The sequence below is a fragment of the Arthrobacter liuii genome (genome assembly GCF_014639275.1).
GTDB lineage: Bacteria > Actinomycetota > Actinomycetes > Actinomycetales > Micrococcaceae > Arthrobacter > Arthrobacter liuii.
On record NZ_BMFW01000002.1, the window covers coordinates 229,723 to 245,733 of the forward strand.

The 16,011-nt window shown below is 64.1% G+C and carries 19 protein-coding genes; 8 read left to right on the forward strand and 11 right to left on the reverse strand.

All coding sequences use genetic code 11. The features are described 5' to 3' along the window. Positions 1–25 precede the first annotated feature (25 nt). From IEW19_RS03050 to IEW19_RS03080, 7 genes are all read right to left on the reverse strand, one after another. Positions 26–667, reverse strand: coding sequence for a winged helix-turn-helix transcriptional regulator (locus tag IEW19_RS03050; RefSeq protein WP_188570209.1), 642 nt, complete (start codon positions 665–667; stop codon positions 26–28). A gap of 5 nt (positions 668–672) precedes the next feature. Continuing rightward, positions 673–1,107 (reverse strand): VOC family protein, encoded by a 435-nt coding sequence (locus tag IEW19_RS03055; RefSeq protein WP_188570381.1) that lies wholly within the window; start codon positions 1,105–1,107, stop codon positions 673–675. Between the two features lie 133 nt (positions 1,108–1,240). Beyond that, entirely contained in the window at positions 1,241–2,251 is a 1,011-nt protein-coding gene (locus IEW19_RS03060; RefSeq protein ID WP_188570210.1) for a sensor histidine kinase, read from the reverse strand. Then, the gene (locus tag IEW19_RS03065; RefSeq protein WP_188570211.1) at positions 2,248–2,922 is read right to left on the reverse strand and encodes a response regulator transcription factor; all 675 of its coding nucleotides are present in this window, start codon (positions 2,920–2,922) and stop codon (positions 2,248–2,250) included. The genes IEW19_RS03060 and IEW19_RS03065 overlap by 4 nt, the downstream gene beginning before the upstream one ends. A 5-nt stretch (positions 2,923–2,927) precedes the next feature. Next, positions 2,928–3,722 carry a DedA family protein gene (locus tag IEW19_RS03070; protein WP_188570212.1) on the reverse strand — a complete coding sequence of 265 codons (795 nt, stop codon included), beginning with the start codon at positions 3,720–3,722 and terminating at the stop codon, positions 2,928–2,930. Positions 3,723–3,733: 11 nt separating this feature from the next. Further along, positions 3,734–4,495, reverse strand: a complete 762-nt coding sequence (locus tag IEW19_RS03075; protein WP_188570213.1) for a phosphatase PAP2 family protein — start codon at positions 4,493–4,495, stop codon at positions 3,734–3,736. A gap of 81 nt (positions 4,496–4,576) precedes the next feature. Then, on the reverse strand, positions 4,577–4,792 hold the full coding sequence (locus IEW19_RS03080; RefSeq protein ID WP_188570214.1) for a hypothetical protein: 216 nt from the start codon (positions 4,790–4,792) through the stop codon (positions 4,577–4,579). A gap of 138 nt (positions 4,793–4,930) precedes the next feature. Between IEW19_RS03080 and IEW19_RS03085 the strand changes: the two genes are divergently transcribed. The 8 genes from IEW19_RS03085 to galU all read left to right on the forward strand — a co-directional run bounded on the left by IEW19_RS03085 (position 4,931) and on the right by galU (position 11,034). Further along, positions 4,931–5,167, forward strand: coding sequence for a hypothetical protein (locus IEW19_RS03085; RefSeq protein WP_188570215.1), 237 nt, complete (start codon positions 4,931–4,933; stop codon positions 5,165–5,167). A gap of 203 nt (positions 5,168–5,370) precedes the next feature. Further along, complete coding sequence (gene paaA / locus IEW19_RS03090) at positions 5,371–6,366, forward strand: 1,2-phenylacetyl-CoA epoxidase subunit PaaA (RefSeq protein ID WP_188570216.1); 996 nt, start codon at positions 5,371–5,373, stop codon at positions 6,364–6,366. After that, positions 6,363–6,671 (forward strand): 1,2-phenylacetyl-CoA epoxidase subunit PaaB, encoded by a 309-nt coding sequence (paaB, locus tag IEW19_RS03095; RefSeq protein WP_188570217.1) that lies wholly within the window; start codon positions 6,363–6,365, stop codon positions 6,669–6,671. The genes paaA and paaB overlap by 4 nt, the downstream gene beginning before the upstream one ends. Next, a complete protein-coding gene (paaC, locus tag IEW19_RS03100; RefSeq protein ID WP_188570218.1) occupies positions 6,668–7,528 on the forward strand; it encodes a 1,2-phenylacetyl-CoA epoxidase subunit PaaC in 861 nt (286 codons plus the stop codon). The genes paaB and paaC overlap by 4 nt, the downstream gene beginning before the upstream one ends. Further along, positions 7,525–8,058: a 1,2-phenylacetyl-CoA epoxidase subunit PaaD gene (gene paaD / locus IEW19_RS03105; protein WP_308419966.1), complete on the forward strand. Its 534-nt coding sequence runs from the start codon at positions 7,525–7,527 to the stop codon at positions 8,056–8,058. Before paaC ends, paaD begins: the two co-directional genes overlap by 4 nt. Positions 8,059–8,067: 9 nt before the next feature. Continuing rightward, positions 8,068–9,294: a 1,2-phenylacetyl-CoA epoxidase subunit PaaE gene (gene paaE / locus IEW19_RS03110; RefSeq protein WP_188570219.1), complete on the forward strand. Its 1,227-nt coding sequence runs from the start codon at positions 8,068–8,070 to the stop codon at positions 9,292–9,294. Between the two features lie 30 nt (positions 9,295–9,324). After that, positions 9,325–10,134, forward strand: coding sequence for an enoyl-CoA hydratase/isomerase family protein (locus tag IEW19_RS03115; RefSeq protein WP_188570220.1), 810 nt, complete (start codon positions 9,325–9,327; stop codon positions 10,132–10,134). Positions 10,135–10,143: 9 nt separating this feature from the next. Further along, the gene (gene galU, locus IEW19_RS03120) at positions 10,144–11,034 is read left to right on the forward strand and encodes a UTP--glucose-1-phosphate uridylyltransferase GalU (protein ID WP_188570221.1); all 891 of its coding nucleotides are present in this window, start codon (positions 10,144–10,146) and stop codon (positions 11,032–11,034) included. A gap of 10 nt (positions 11,035–11,044) precedes the next feature. Here galU and IEW19_RS03125 read toward each other — a convergent pair whose 3' ends face one another. The 4 genes from IEW19_RS03125 to IEW19_RS03140 form a co-directional block, all read right to left on the reverse strand. Continuing rightward, a complete protein-coding gene (locus IEW19_RS03125) occupies positions 11,045–11,446 on the reverse strand; it encodes a VanZ family protein (protein WP_229748287.1) in 402 nt (133 codons plus the stop codon). A gap of 304 nt (positions 11,447–11,750) precedes the next feature. Next, positions 11,751–12,329, reverse strand: coding sequence for an LPXTG cell wall anchor domain-containing protein (locus IEW19_RS03130; protein ID WP_188570223.1), 579 nt, complete (start codon positions 12,327–12,329; stop codon positions 11,751–11,753). Positions 12,330–12,502: 173 nt separating this feature from the next. Beyond that, positions 12,503–14,383 (reverse strand): DUF4012 domain-containing protein, encoded by a 1,881-nt coding sequence (locus IEW19_RS03135; protein WP_188570224.1) that lies wholly within the window; start codon positions 14,381–14,383, stop codon positions 12,503–12,505. Between the two features lie 49 nt (positions 14,384–14,432). Continuing rightward, on the reverse strand, positions 14,433–15,818 hold the full coding sequence (locus IEW19_RS03140) for a sugar transferase (RefSeq protein ID WP_188570225.1): 1,386 nt from the start codon (positions 15,816–15,818) through the stop codon (positions 14,433–14,435). Between the last annotated feature and the right edge of the window lie 193 nt (positions 15,819–16,011).

Here is a 16,011-nt window from a genome sequence, read left to right on the forward strand (position 1 = left end):
CAGGGTTTCGGGTCAGGCTAGCGGGTCAGGCTGCCAGATGGAACGTGTCCGCGAAGCGGTGGAGGAGGTTCCCCCGGCCGCTCAGCACCTGGACCACGCCGGTTTCGATGGCGCAGTCGGGGGCGATTTCGCCGGCGATGAGCCGGCGGATGCCCGGCCCGCTGGCGAAGGCGAGGTCGGCCACGCCGTCGCCGCGCCTGACGTCCAGGCGGGTGCCATCCACCCGGATCAGGAGTTCAGTGGAACCGAAGTGCGCCGCGTAGGCGGTGGCTGGCAGGCTTGCGGCCACGTCGGGCCGGAAGGTGGTGCGCAGGTCCATGGTCATCGAATCAGGGGTGATGATCTGTTCGTCGCGGGGATCGCCCATCGTTTTGAAGCCCCAGGCACCCAGCGCGAGGATGACGGGTTCCAGCTCGCGGCCGTAGGGCGTCAGTTCGTAGACGATCACGCGGGAGCGGGGCGCCCGCCTGATGACCCCGGCGGCCTGCAGTTCCTTGAGCCGCGCGGCCAGGATGTTGCTCGGGATGCGGGGGAGCCCGGCGGCGAGCTCCCCGTAGCGGCGCGGCCCCACCAGCAGGTCACGGACAATCAGGAGGGCCCACCGCTCGCCCACGATCTCCATGGCCTGCGTAATACCGGAGTACTGCCCGTAGTCGCGTGCGGCCATGAACCTCAGGCCTGCTGGTTCATGAAGGCTTCGGGTCCCTGTTGGGCGGCCGTGGGGTCCATGAATCCGAACTCCAGGATGTTGCCGTCGGGGTCCGTGAGCTGGCGCTGGTACATGAAGCCGTAATCGGAAGTGGGCTGCGCCTCCGAGCCGCCGGCCGCGAGGCCGCTGGCCATGCTGGCGTCCACGGCATCCCGGCTGTCCAGGAAGACCGCGGTGGTGGCTGAAACTGTCGCCGAGGGGTCGCCGATGGGACGCTCGCTGAAGGTCTGGAAGTACTCGCGGACCAGGAGCATGAAGTAACTGTGGTCTTCCTCCACCACCACGCAGGCCGCGTTGTGGTCCGTGAAGAGCGGGTTGATGGTGAACCCTACCGCCGTGTAGAACGCCTTGGCGCGCTCCAGGTCGGTCACCGGCAGGTTGACGAACATTGCGGTCATCATGGTCTCTTTTCCAGAAAGGTGCTGACAGCTCTGATACTTGCAAAAAACAAGTCAACCGTCAATACCCCGGCTACCCGCCAACGCAACGCAAAGCACGACGGCGGCACGCACCACAGCGGTCAGCCCCGGGTCAGCCCCGGGCCAGGGGAAGCGCCAGCCGCATGGTGGTCCCCTCCGGTCCGGTGCGGGCCACCTCCACGGTCCCGCCGGCCGCCGTCGCGATGTCCCGGACCAGCGCCAGGCCAATCCCGAAGCTTCGGCGCCCCCCGTCCCTGTCCAGCCCCGGGGCGCGGACAAAGCGGTCAAAGATCTGCCCGGGGTCCACCCCGGTGATGCCGGATCCCGTGTCAGACACCACGATCACCGCCCGGGAACCTTCGGCGGCGGCGCTGATGGTGATGCGGCCGCCGTCGGGCGTATGGGCCAGGGCGTTGTCCGCCAGGGCCAGCACGGCGCGCCGCAGTGAGCTGGGGTCAATCCGGACCAACGCCGGGCCGCCCCCGGAGAACAGCAGCTGGACGCCCTGTTGCCGGGCAAGGTCCTGCAGGCTGGCGCCGACGGATTCCGCCGCCGCTGCCACATCCACGGGCTCCAACGCGGCCCGGGGCGCGGAGGCCGTGGCGGCCAGCAGCAGTTCGTTGACGATCCCCGTCAGGGTGGCGGTGTCCTCCCGGATCCTGGCCAGGGCCTGTGCCGGTTCGGATCCGGGCTCCGCTTTGCGCTGGGCCAGCTGGATCCGGGTATCCAGGATGGCAAGGGGGGTGCGGAGCTCGTGGCTGGCATCCTGGACAAAGCGGCGCTGCCGGGCCAGGGCCTCTCCCAGCGGCCGGATGGCGCTGCGCGCGCTGACCCACCCCACCACGCCGGCCAGCACAATGCCCGCCAGGCCGGCCAGGATCATCCCCTCAATCAGGTCCTTGGAATCGAGGTAGGTGTAGGCCTTGCCCGCCGTGGCCTCCGGCAGCGAGGGATGCGCCAGCTTGTTCATCAGGAACACGGTGGCGGCGGCGAGCAGGAGCACCACCAGGACGGCCACCCCGGCGCTGATCCGCAGGGCCACCTTGAGCGATGCGCGGCGAAGGATGTCCCGGTCAGGATCGCCGGGGGCAGGGGCAGGGGCAGGGGCAGGGGCTGGGGTCATGAGGGGTCGCCGATCTGGTAGCCCACGCCGTGGACGGTGCGGATCACGGTCCGGGAAATCTTGCGGCGAAGGTGGTGGACGTAGGTGTCGATGACGCCCGGCTGGTCCGTGGACTGGAAGTGGGCGGCGAGCAGTTCATCGCGGGTGAACACCCTGCCGGGCTCTGCCGCCAGCGCCGCCAGGAGTTCAGCTTCCTTGGCCGTCAGTGTCACCAGGTCCCCGTACGGGGAGCGGAGGGAGCGCGACGCCGGGTCGAGCTCCCAGGTGCCGATCCCCACCGGGCCCGCGGGCGTACTGAAGGTCCGGGTCAGCGCGCGCAGGCGCGCAGCCAGCTCGCCGGCGTCGAACGGTTTTGCCATGTAGTCATTGGCGCCCGCGTCCAGCCCGCGGACCTTTTCGCCGGTGTCGCCCAGGGCCGTGAGGATCAGGATGGGGGTGGCGATGCCTTTGGACCGCAGGGCCGCGATGACGCCCATCCCGTCCATGATGGGCAGTCCCCGGTCAATGACCATCACGTCCCAGGGCTGCGTCAGCCCCAGATGCAGGGCCTCCTGCCCGCTGACGGCCAGCCGGACCCGGTAATCCGGTTCCAGCAATTCGGTGATCAGCGGGCCCAGGGCGGGGTCGTCCTCGGCGAGCAGCAGGGAGAGCCGGTCAGGGGCGGTTGTCATGCCGCCTATTCTTTCGTGCTGCCGTCCCGGCCGGAGGTGCGGGCTGCCGTGTCGAGCTCCGGGCGGGCGTTGGCAGCAAAGTCCGTGCCGTCGTCGTCAACGGTCTGTTCGCCGGCAGCATCCTTGGCGGCAGCGCCGGCAGCGCGGCGGTTCCTGCGGCGGTGCTTGAGGTACTCGATGCCCCACGGCACCACGGACACCAGGACCATGAGGATGGCGATGACGTCGATGTTCTTGGCGATGATCTCGTAGTGTCCCAGCCAGGTGCCCAGCAGGATCACGGACGTGGCCCACGCCAACGCGCCCACGATGTTCCACAGCGTGAAGGCCTTGTGCCCGTACCGGGCGGTCCCGGCGGTCAGGGGCGCGAAGGTCCGGATGATGGGCACAAAGCGGGCCAGGACCACGGCGGCGCCGCCGTGCCGGTGGAAGAAATTCTCGGTGGCGGTGAGGTGGGCCGTCTTCAGCACCTTGGCGTCGTCCTTGAACCACCGCCGGCCGTATTTGCGGCCCAGGAGGAAGCCCACCTGGTCGCCGGCCACTGCGGCTGCCGTGACCACGCCGATCAGGACGGGCAGTGACAGGTTCAGCTGCTGGTGCAGGAGCCCGGCGGTGAACAGCAGCGAATCGCCGGGCAGGAACGGGAACAGGACCCCGGATTCGATGAAGACCATCGCGGCGATGACGCCGAGGGCTGCCGGTCCCAGCCCGCCCAGCAGGCTTGCGGGGTCCAGCAGGGAGGGCGTTCCGCTGGCGCCGGCCAGGCCGGAGATCGCGGCGGGGGCGATGATGCTGTGCACGGTGGGGATCCTTAGCGTCGGCTTGCAGGGGCGGAGAGCGCTGCGGGCAGGCGGTCCAGGAACCGTGGAGCGAAGCGGTTCCAGAGTCCGGCGAGCAGGACCACCGCGGCGCTGGCCGCCAGGAAGGAGGCAATCACATCGGTGGGGTAGTGCACCCCTACATATACCCTCGACCACGCAACAATCACGGCCATGGCTGCACCAGCTATGGCCACGGGCCGGGACCAGCGGGTCCCGCGGACCAGGAAGTACAGCGCGAAGGCCAGGGCCACGGCGAACGACACGTGCCCGCTGGGGAAGCTGTTGGATCCGGTTTCCGGGGCCAGGGGGTCGAAGAGCAGGGCGGGGTTGGGCCGCTGCCGGGCGAACATGAGCTTGAAGGCCTCGCTGGCCACCCAGCCCGAGCACGCGGTGAGCCCGAACGCGACGGCGGTCACCAGGTCGCGCCGGAACAGCCAGATGGCCAGGGCTGCGACAGCGATGAGCAGCAGGCCGACTACCGGGCCGAATACCAGGTTGATCACCATCGCGACCGCGGTCAGCGCTGCCACGTGGTGCTGGCTGAGGTTTTGGTCAACGCCCAGTTCTGCGGTTGTGTCGCCGGGGACCAGTTGCACGGTGAGGCCCAGGACGACGACGGCGGCGCACAGCAGGATGCCCACCGGCAGCCAGTGCCGGGGCTGGGGGAGTGCCCTGAACCGGGTGCCGACGGCCGGGGGTGCCGTGGGCGCTGTGTGCTGGTTCAGGCGGTCATCGTGGGTTGATCCGTGCATTACTTCCTTGGGGAGTCGTGGCCTGGGGGCGTTGTTGTTCGGCCCGTAGTTCCACTCTCCCCCGGAGGCTTTAAGAAAGGCTTAAGAAATGCCTTCGGCGCCGGCAGGAGACCGGCCGGACGCCAGCGCATGCAGGAGTGCCGTTCCGTCCGGGCTGCCCAGGCCGGTGCACGGGTCCCATCCGGCAGCGGCTTTGTACATGAGCAGGGTCGGTCCCTGGCGCCTAAGGCCTCGGGCAAACTTGCGGACAACGCCCACCCGGCCGCCGTCGACCAGGCCACGCGTCATGGAGCCCAAAAAGTGCACTCCTTGCCTGCCATCGCGAAGTCAGACCCCATTCAGGGCTTTCAGCCCTAAGCTGCCGTGGTTGCCCGCCGCAGACTGTTTCCAAGCGGCCGATCAGCAAGGATCGGACAAGGCGCGGGAGGAAATCTCATGGACGTTCGGGTCGTGGAGTCACTGGTCATGGCGGAGATCGGGGACGGGGTGCTCACCGCGTTGTTCCCGGTGGAGCATTGCGCGCGGTGGGAGTTCGGGCCCTGGGCTCCGCTCATGGGCTGGTTCAAGCAGCGCCCGGGCCTGACCAGGGCCCTTGGGGTGGCACAGGTGGCCGGTGCCCTGGCGGTGTCCGCCAGCCTGTCCAAGACCCCGGGGCGGGCCTGGAAGAAATGACCCCGGAAGCCGTGGCTTGCTGATGGGGCGTTGGTGGAAACGCTGCAGAACGTGATGGGGCGTCGGGGGAAAGGCTGCCAAACGTGATGGCGCGTCGAAAGAGGGGCGCCACGCTTGACGCCCGCGCGCGCTCCCGCATATCCTGAACGAACGGTCGGTAAATAATTCCGGACGTCCCAGAAGGTCTTTGCATAGGAGCAACCATGGCAGCGCAGAACTTGCAGTCAGTGCCGGCTGAGCTAACCCCGGAAGAGGACGCCGCAGGCCAGGCGCACTTTGACCGGATCATCGCCGAGGACTCGCGCATCGAGCCCCGCGACTGGATGCCGGCCGCCTACCGCAAGACCCTCCTGCGCCAGGTCTCCCAGCACGCGCACTCCGAGATCATCGGCATGCAGCCGGAGGCCAACTGGATCAGCCGCGCCCCCAGCCTGAAGCGCAAGGCCATCCTGATGGCCAAGGTCCAGGACGAGGCCGGCCACGGCCTCTACCTTTACTCCGCAGCCGAGACCCTGGGCCAGTCCCGGGACAAGATGATGGACGACCTCATCGCCGGCAAGGCCCGCTACTCCAGCATCTTCAACTACCCGGCCCGCACCTGGGCGGACATGGGCGCCATCGGCTGGCTTGTGGACGGCGCGGCCATCTGCAACCAGGTCCCGCTGTGCCGGGCATCGTACGGCCCCTACGGCCGCGCCATGGTGCGCGTCTGCAAGGAAGAGTCCTTCCACCAGCGCCAGGGATTCGAGATCCTCCTTGAACTTTCCTACGGCACCGAAGCGCAGAAGCAGATGGCCCAGGACGCCGTGAACCGCTGGTACGCCCCGGCCCTGATGATGTTCGGGCCGCCGGACGACGATTCGCCCAACTCCAAGCAGTCCATGGCCTGGAACATCAAGCGCTTCAGCAATGACGAGCTCCGCAGCCGCTTCGTGGGCATGATGGTGGAGCAGGTCAAGGTCCTGGGCCTCACCCTCCCCGATGACCAGGTCCGCTTCAACGAGGACACCAAGAAGTGGGAGCACGGGCCTCTGGACTGGGACGAGTTCCACGAAGTCCTGGCCGGCCGCGGTCCCTGCAACGCCCAGCGCCTTGAGCGGCGGAGGGCAGCGCACGACGACGGCGCCTGGGTCCGCGAAGCAGCTGCGGCTTATGCAGCAAAACAGTCAGCCAAGCAGCAGAAGGAATACGCAGCATGAGCGAGTCAACAGCCGAGCCCACTGGAAACACCTGGGGCCTGTGGGAGGTCTTCGTCCGCTCCAGCCGCGGCCTGAGCCACGTCCACGCCGGGTCCCTGCACGCACCGGACGCCGCCATGGCCCTCCGCAATGCACGGGACCTCTACACCCGCCGCAACGAGGGCGTCTCCATCTGGGTTGTCCCGGCCGACGCCATCGCCGCGAGCGACCCCGACTCCAAGGGCTCCTTCTTCGAGTCCCCGCAGGGCAAGGACTACCGCCACGCCACGTACTACACCAAGAGCGAAGGGGTGAAGCACCTGTGAGCGAAGCCAACGCAAGTGCAACAAGAATCACCCCCGGCAACGCCCTCCGCCCGGAGGACATCGCGCTCGAGGTCCGCACCGGCCTGGCCAAGCCAACAGAGGACGTCGCCGAGTACGCCCTGAGGCTGGGCGACGACGCCCTGATCCTCGCCCAGCGCCTGGGCCACTGGATCTCCCGCGCACCGGAGCTGGAGGAGGACATCGCCCTGGGCAACATCGCCCTGGACCAGCTGGGCCACGCCCGCAGCTTCCTCACCTACGCCGGCGCCGGCGTGCCCAACCAGGACGGCACGGCCAAGACCGAGGATGACCTGGCCTACTTCCGCCGCGAGCACGAATTCCGCAGTGTCCAGCTGTTCGAGCAGCCCAACGGCGACTTCGCGGCCACCATCGCCCGCCAGTTCGTGGTGAGCTACTACCAGTACGAGCTCTACCGCCGCCTCACCGAATCCACCGATGCCACCCTGGCCGCCATCGCTGCCAAGGCCGTGAAGGAAGTGGACTACCACAGGGACCACAGCGCCCAGTGGGTCCTGCGCCTGGCCGGCGGCACGGACGAATCCCGCAAGCGGATGATCCACGGCCTGCGCACCATGTGGCCGTACGTCGCCGAACTGTTCCGCGACGACGAACTGACCGAAAGGCTCGCCCAGGCGGGTGCCGCCGTCGCGCCTTCCACGCTCAAGGAAGACTTTGACCGACTCACCGCTGAGGTCTTGAACGAGGCCGAGCTGGAGGTCCCGGACGTGCCCGCAGCTCCGGGCGGCGGCCGGGAGGGCAAGCACTCGGAGTACCTGGGCTACATCCTCGCGGAGATGCAGGTGCTGGCCCGCGAGCATCCCGGGGCCAGCTGGTGACTGCCGTGTACATCTCGGACTTCGAAACCCGGACCCGCACCCCGCAGCAGGATGCGTGGGACATCGCGGCCACCGTGGTGGACCCGGAGATCCCGGTGCTCACCATCGCGGACCTGGGCATCCTGCGGGACGCGCAGGTGACAGAGACAGGACAAGTGAAAGTCACCATCACCCCCACGTACTCGGGCTGCCCGGCCATGGACGCCATCCGCGACGACGTCTACACGGCCTTCGCCAAGAAGGGCTACGCGGACGTGCACGTGGACCTGGTGCTGTCGCCGGCCTGGACCACTGACTGGATGACGGACGCTGGCAAGCAGAAGCTGCAGCAGTACGGCATCGCCCCGCCCAGCGGACACTCCAAGGCCGGCGGCCACTCCGGCCCAGTAAGGCTGAGCCTGGCCGTGAAGTGCCCGCAGTGCAACAGCCTGAACACCAAGGAACTCACCCGCTTCGGTTCCACGTCCTGCAAGGCGCTGTATGTGTGCCGGGACTGCAAGGAACCGTTCGACTATTTCAAAGTCCTGTAAGGAAGCCCCATGCCTGTTGTCCGCCAGACCGCCGCCGAAGAGGCTGAGGTGACCGGCCGCCGTCGTCCATCCTTCCATTCCCTTGCGGTGAAGGAGGTGCGCCGGCTCACCGACGATGCCATCGAGGTCGGCTTCCATGTGCCGGCCGAGCTCGCCGGCAAGTTCGACTACCTGCCCGGCCAGTACGTGGCCCTGCGCACCACGCTGCCGGATGAGGACGGCGAGCCGAAGGAGATCCGCCGCAGCTACTCCATCTGCGCCGAGCCGCGCAGCTTCGCGGACGGCACCAGCGAGATCCGTGTGGCCATCAAGAAGGACCTGGGCGGGCTGTTCTCCACGTGGGCCAACGCCGGGCTGAAGGCGGGGGACACCCTGGACGTGATGAGCCCCATGGGCGCGTTCGTGTCCAAGCACGGCCGCGACGGCGTGGCCGTGGACCAGAACGTCATGAACTCCATGAACCACCCGGAGGACCTGGCCGGGGAGGCGGGGAACTTCGTGGCCATCGCGGCGGGGTCCGGCATCACCCCGGTGATCGCCATCGCCCAGACGCTGCTGGCCGCCAACCCGGACACCCGGTTCGACCTGATCTACGCCAACAAGGCCGCCATGGACGTGATGTTCCTGGAGGAGCTGGCGGACCTGAAGGACAAGTACCCGCAGCGGCTGGCCATCCACCACGTGCTCAGCCGCGAGCAGCGGATCGCGCCGCTGCTGTCCGGCAGGATCGATGCGGAGAAGCTGCAGCAGCTGCTGGGCACCGCCCTGCACGCTGACGATGTGGACGAATGGTTCCTGTGCGGGCCGTTCGAGCTGGTGCAGCTGTGCCGGGACACCCTGGCCGAGCGCGGGGTGAAGCCGGAGAACGTCCGGTTCGAGCTGTTCACGTCCGGCAAGCCGGACCGCCCGGAGGGGCATGCCGGCCGTCCCGTGCTGGTGGACGAGTCCCAGGAGACGTACAAGATCACGTTCAAGCTGGACGGCCTGCAGGGCGAGGTGGCCAGCCCCACCCACGCGCGCGAGTCGATCCTCAACGCGGCGCTGCGGGTGCGCCCGGATGTGCCGTTCGCGTGCGCCGGGGGAGTGTGCGGCACGTGCCGGGCCAAGGTGGTCACGGGCAGCGTGACCATGGACGAGAACTACGCGCTGGAGCAGGATGAGCTGGACAAGGGCTACGTGCTGACGTGCCAGAGCCACCCCACCAGCAAGGAAGTCACAGTCGACTTCGACGTCTAAGCCTTTATTGGCCTTCACCCAAGGAGCCCCATGATTTCCCTTTCCATCAGCAACGGCGTCGCAGAGGTCGTACTGGACGCGCCGCAAAAGCTGAACTCGCTGGATGAGCAGGCGCTGCGGGATTTAACCCAGGCGTACGACGACGCTGCTGCCGCCGCCTCACGCGGTGAGGTCCGGGCGCTGCTGCTGAGGGGAGAGGGCCGGGCCTTCTGCGCGGGCCGGGACATCGCCGGGGTCATCCCGGAGAATGACGACGCCGCAGCGTACCTGGGCGGGCTGGTGGAGCCGCTGCTGAAGAAGATGGCTTCTTTTCCCGCGCCGACGTTTGCCGCGGCGCAGGGCGCGTGCCTGGGCGTGGGGCTGGGGCTGCTATTGGCAACGGACGTGGTGTACGTGGCGGAGAACGCGAAGTTCGGCTCGCCGTTCGCCAAGCTGGGGGCCACGCTGGATTCGGGCGGGCACTGGTACTTCACGGAGCGCCTGGGGATGCACCGGACGCTGGACCTGATCTACACGGCGGACCTGATCTCCGGCGCCGAGGCGGTGGCGCAGGGGATGTTCAGCCGGGCGATGCCTGCCGACTCGTTGCTGGAGTCGTCGCGGGCCATTGTTGGTCGCGTTGCTGCCGGCGCCACGGGTGCTTTTGTGGCCTCGAAGGAGCTGGTGGCGCACATCCGTGACCAGCGGCTAGGCCTGTGGCAGGCCATGCAGGAGGAGAACGAGGAACAGGCACGGCTCTGCAAGACCGAGGACTACGCGGAGGGTTTCCGGGCTTTCCAGGAGAAGCGCGAGCCGAAGTTCGCGGGCGGAAAATTGCCTTTGTCCGCTGCTGATTTGTAAGGTTCAGCTATGACTAAGGGGAAAGCTATTACCAAAGCCGTCATTCCTGCTGCCGGATTGGGAACACGCTTCCTGCCCGCCACCAAGGCAATGCCGAAGGAAATGTTGCCGGTTGTTGATCGCCCGGCCATCCAGTATGTGGTGGAGGAAGCGATTGACGCTGGCCTCTCGGACCTGCTGATGATCACGGGCCGTAACAAGCGCGCCCTGGAGGACCACTTTGACCGCGAGCCCGGCCTTGAGGCTGCGCTGGAGGCCAAGGGGGACAAGGACAAGCTGGGCCTGGTGGAGTACGCTTCCAACCTGGGCCCCATCCACTACGTCCGCCAGGGTGAGGCCAAGGGCCTGGGCCACGCTGTGCTCTGCGCCCAGCAGCACGTGGGAGACGAGCCCTTCGCCGTGCTCCTGGGTGACGACCTCATCGATGAGGCCGAGAACCTGCTGGGCACCATGATGGAGGTGCAGCAGAAGACCGGCGGTTCGGTGATCGCCCTGATCGAGGTTGACCCTTCGCAGATCAGCGCCTATGGCTGCGCGGACATCGCGGTGGTTGAGGGCGAGGACTATGTCCGCGTCAACAGCCTGGTCGAGAAGCCGGCCGTCGCTGACGCACCGTCCAACCTGGCCGTGATTGGCCGCTACGTGCTGCACCACTCGGTGTTCGGCGTCCTGGAGAACACCGCTCCGGGCCGTGGCAACGAGATCCAGCTGACCGACGCCCTGCAGACCCTTGCAGCCGGCGAGGGCGAAGGCTCCGGCGTGTACGGTGTGGTCTTCAAGGGCCGGCGCTATGACACCGGAGACAAGCTGAGCTACCTCAAGGCTGTTATCACACTTGCTTCCGAGCGCGTGGAGTTCGGTGAGGACCTGAAGACCTGGATGAAGGGCTTCGTCGGGTAGTCCTGACGCTCTACTGCTCTTGGGAGGCTCGTTGCCGGAAGGCGGCGGGCCTCCCTTTTTGCGTGGCCAGGACTGCCAGGAGCGCCCCGATGACAGCGCCTGACGTGTTCGTCATGACATCTGACGGGCTTGCAACGCGGCTGTGAAGAAACAGGAGCTGCCCCAGCTCTATAAACCCGGAAATGAGCATCCCGAAGGCGCCGATTTGCCACCATCGTGTATTTGGAAAGGCTAGGGCCGCTACGAATCCAACAGGGAGGAATAGGCCGATGTTGGCGGACTTCTCCACAAAATTATAGTTAAACCATTGGGGAATCCCATGGAACTGGAGGAAATTGAGCGCTTTTGCTAGCTGTTCGCCGAACGGCTGGTCCACTGGTGTCGGCCAGAAGGCGACAAAAGCCAAAGGCACTGCTATGGCCGTGAGAATAAGTTGCCATAGGCGGTGATTGTAAAGGAATCTCAAAAAGGCCTCAAGAGATCGGCAGAAGGGCAGATACGGCTACGGCGAAGGCACAGGCTGCGAGGAGAACAAGGAGGGCGTAGCCCAGCACCTGTGGCTGGGGGAGGAGAACCGAAAAGTCGTACTCCCGTGGTGTTCTGCGCCAATGTCCCCCCGTAGCCCTACTAGTTAGCACATAATGCAATACAAAAGGTGGGTGCATCTCCGTTTCAGGAGACGCACCCACCTTTGTTGGTGCTGGGAAGGGCTGCGGTTAGGCGGCGACCTCAGCCTTGGCGCGGCGGCGAACCACCACGACGGAGGTTGCACCTGCGGCCAGTGCGCCAGCGCCTACCAGGGTCCACAGAACCAAGCCGGAGTCGACGCCGGTGCTAGCCAGGCCGCCCGTGTTAGCCAGCGGAGCGCTGCCCGTGTTGGCCAGTGAAGCAGCAACCTTGACGACTACGGGACCTACACTGATACCGGAAGTGTTGCCGGTGGCGGTTATGGAGTAGGTTCCGGCTTCATTTATGGTCAGTGGCACAGAGATCTTGCCCTGGGCGTCAGCCGTTGCGTTCAGAGTCTGCGGAGCCTGAAATACAGGGATCTTGGCCGAGACAGCGGTGCCGCCAGTGTTTGCAGCACCAGTCGTTACAAGGGTGATGCTTATGGTGACGGATTCACCGGGCAGGAAGCCCTGAGCTGTGAAAATGAAGGTCTGGCCCGGTGCAACCGTGCCGTTAGAGACGCCCGCTGCCGGCGGAAGTGCCGGGTAGGTTGTGGCCATGGCAGGCGCGGAACCGATAAGTGCGATAGAGCCTGCAAGCGCAAGCGCAGCGAGTGTTTTTTTCATGTTTTGTCCCCCCGGAGACGTTATAAGTTTTGATTACCCGATTTTGGGGAGATGTCCCCTCTGCATGAGACCGAGTGCAGAACTACGGATAGATATCCCGGACAGAACATATCATCCCTTACCGCTTGTAACCAACCTCAATCCAGCCGGTTTACTTAGTGTTAACGTGGCCGTCATTGGCCCTGGTCGCAGGACGCGTTCTTAGTCGGAAGGATAACGTCCTTTACAGGCTGGACACCGGGTGTAACAACCACGTTAGGTTCTGTGTGCTGAACGATTTTTCCGAAAGTGAACTCCACCGTTTTGCTTTCGCCTGGAGCAAGCTGCTGGGCAACGACACCGACTGGCCTATTCGCATGGATGTAAGGAGCGAAAGGAGTCTTCTGGCCGTCAACGGTGGCTGATTCCACGTTTGCTTGTGCAGGGCCGTAGGCGACGACATTTGTTTGTACCGTACCCGGTGCGACTCCGAAGGCACCTGCACCTGTGACATAGGCCGGAAGGGAAATGGCAGCATCGCTGGGCGCCGTATTGGTGCTGGTCACTCGAAGCGTCGTCTGTTCGTAGCCGCCTGCTGGACACTCTTTGATGAGCTTGACGGTGCGCTTCACGTAGTAGTCCATCTTGGCGCCCGTCCCGTCGTTGAAATAGACGCCAAACTGGGCGGGAGACACACTTGGGCCCGAGATGGAGCCGCTTATGGCATATTTTGAAACGACGGACTGTTCGGATGCTTTGGCTGACCATACCAAGACCCGCCCTTCTTCTGCTCCCCGGGTGATGCCGCTGATAAGGCCCTTGGCTTCGCCCTTTCCACTGGAAAGTGCTGAGAAGACTTCTTTCGCCACGCCAGCAAAGTATGCGTCTTGGAGCTGTGGTTGCCTAATTTTTGCGTACACGTCTGAGAGCAGCGTTGGCACAACGTTGTCACCGGTCAGGTCAGTGGGTAGACCGGCTGCTTTCACCGATGCCAACTCTGGGCCATTTACTGCCACAGGACCCGTGGACTGAATGATGTAGCTAAGGACGACAGGGTCAATCGAAATAACCCCATCAACTCGCTGCCCAGTTTTCCTCTGCCACATTGTTTGAGCGGTAGCAGCTGCGGTTGGGAAGTCGGGTGTGAGGTTTACATCCTGCATGTACTTACCCAGGCGGGTGGAATAAATTTGTTGCTGTTGCGGATCCACAGAGATTGGCGGTGTCATGATTCCAACGTCGCCTCCACTACTTTGAGCTCCAAGTGATAGCTTTCCGTCATCCACCGTCATGATCGCTAGCGCGCCGGGAATACCGCCAGATGCTCGAGCTTCTGCATTATTCTGAATCATAAGAAGGTAGCTTCTCGCCCCGTCAGCGCCGAGCATATCCGGCGCCAGGTCAGCTGCGTCCGCTGCCACACCCAAGGTTTTGGTCACGTCATTGAGTTGGCCCCGGGCTTGTTCTAGCGGTTGCGCGATTTGAGGTAGCAGATTGGTGGTATCTATCCGGCTGAGGCGTTCAGCCGAAAGCCTGACCGTCTCCGAGGCGGAAGACACGCTAGATGAGGCAGCCCTGATCTGATGCAGGTTCGTCCCCGAATCACCGGGGATCAAGCTGGTCCAGTCGAGAGTGTTGAATGTTCTGACTATGGGCAGTAGGCCTAAACTAGCGACATCGTCAGCCGATCTCGCCATTTCTGAAACCGCACTGAGGTTTTCACCTAGGCCCGGCAGCGAGGAGGCCAAAATCCAGAGCGGGTTCTCGGTTTTGTCCTTTGCAGCTGAAGTATGCATACGAAGCAATTCCGCGGATGCAGTTGCATCAGAAGACCTGTTACTTACCAGTTCATCCTTCAGCGTGGGGACGATCTCAGCAGCGGCTTGCAAGTCTGACTTGATGGAAGATGCCGTAGCGACAAGCAGGGCTGCGGCGGCCGCGCATGAGCCAACGACCAAGATTCCTAAGCATAAACTTACTAGGGTTCGCCGCTTTCGAGAAGGAATCTTAATGACGGATATCTCGGCCCTAATTTCCTTCCCATCATTCTCTTTTGGGGGGGCGGATTCCGCCATGAGGTGTTCCTTCCCTAATGAGCAATACTTTGAACCATGAGCAAGGTCTCTAATACGCCCCGGTGCTTCTTATTACAGCCCTGCCCGTTTTGAGCAGAATAAGTAGGTCTCCGGCCAGGGACCAGTTCTCTACGTAATAAAGGTCTAATCGTACTGAGTCTTGCCAAGACAGGTTAGAGCGTCCACTGACCTGCCAGAGGCCAGTCAACCCAGGCTTTACCATGAGTCGCCGGCGAACATCCTTCTCATACCCGGCGACCTCGCTCGGGAGAGGCGGTCTAGGCCCAACAAGGCTCATCGATCCTGCCAGTACGTTAAAAAGTTGGGGTAGTTCGTCCAGGCTGAATTTCCTCAGTATTTTACCCACAGACGTAACCCGCGGATCGCTCTTTATCTTGAACAGTACACCGGCGGCTTCATTCTGCTCCCTCAGATCCGATAGTCGTTGTTCAGCATCTACCACCATTGACCTGAACTTGAGCATGTTAAATTGCTTGCCCTCTATGCCCACCCTTTCTTGACGAAAGAGTGCGGGTCCCCCATCGTTACATTTCACCAGAAGTGCTATGAGAGCCATCAAAGGAAGTGTTGCGACCACCAAGAGTCCGGCAGTGACGACATCGAAGAGGCGCTTTGCAACGCGCTGACCACCTTCGAGTGACGGCGTGGTTACGTGAATGAGCGGCAGTCCGGCGACTTGCTGGGTATGGATCCGAGGCCCTGCAATGTCTGTTAGGGCGGGGGCCATTATGAGGCCAACATTTCTTGCAGCTAGCTCCCATCCGAGGTGGCGCAAAATTTGGGGGTGTAGTTGAACACCTGCCGAAACAGCTACCGCGTCGGCCGCGCAGGCGTCTATAGCTTCAAGAATAGATTCGGAGTCCGGGCGTCTGCCTAGTATCTCCAGGCCAGACTGCGCCTCCACCGTGAAACCTTCGGGAGCTCCAGGAGAATAGCCGGCCACAGGGAGGTAGCCTGAATACCGGGCCCGGTGCAACGAATCCGCTAAATGTGCAATCGCGCCTGGACCGCCGACTATTAGGAGACGCAGGGTACTGCCTCCCGTTTCGCGGTCAACATTAATGTGCTGACGGAAGAGCCACCGGGCCAGTAGAAGTCCACTAAGGCCGACAGGAAGGGCAATTCCAACGTAGCCTCTGGCGGTGTCGAAGCGCAGTACATAGGAGAATATGGCAATCAAGCCAAAGAGCCAAAGAGACGCCGCAGCGACTCTCTTATACTCATCGGGGCCGGCGCCCAGAATCCTGCTCTCCCTACTGTTCCAAGCACCAAGCATGGACCACCACGCGATGGCTAGAATTACGGACAACCCGATATAGGTTGTTTCGTCACCACGCACGGCCGTGTCGGTGACGAAGCCAAACCTCAAAACGTACGCCCCAGTAATTGCCCACGCAATAACAAACCCGTCCACAACGCGGAGTGTTCTTGATCTGCGAGCACGCCACTCCGGACCGATCCCCAATGTTTACCCCAAGCAGTCCTAGTTGTTCTTCTGTCAGGGACACCCCCGCGTCATAGATTACAGGGGGCGGCGGCAGGTACTGACACAGCCACTAAAACGTGCGACTGCACCGATCTTATTGCCTTCACGTTGCGGCACGGCA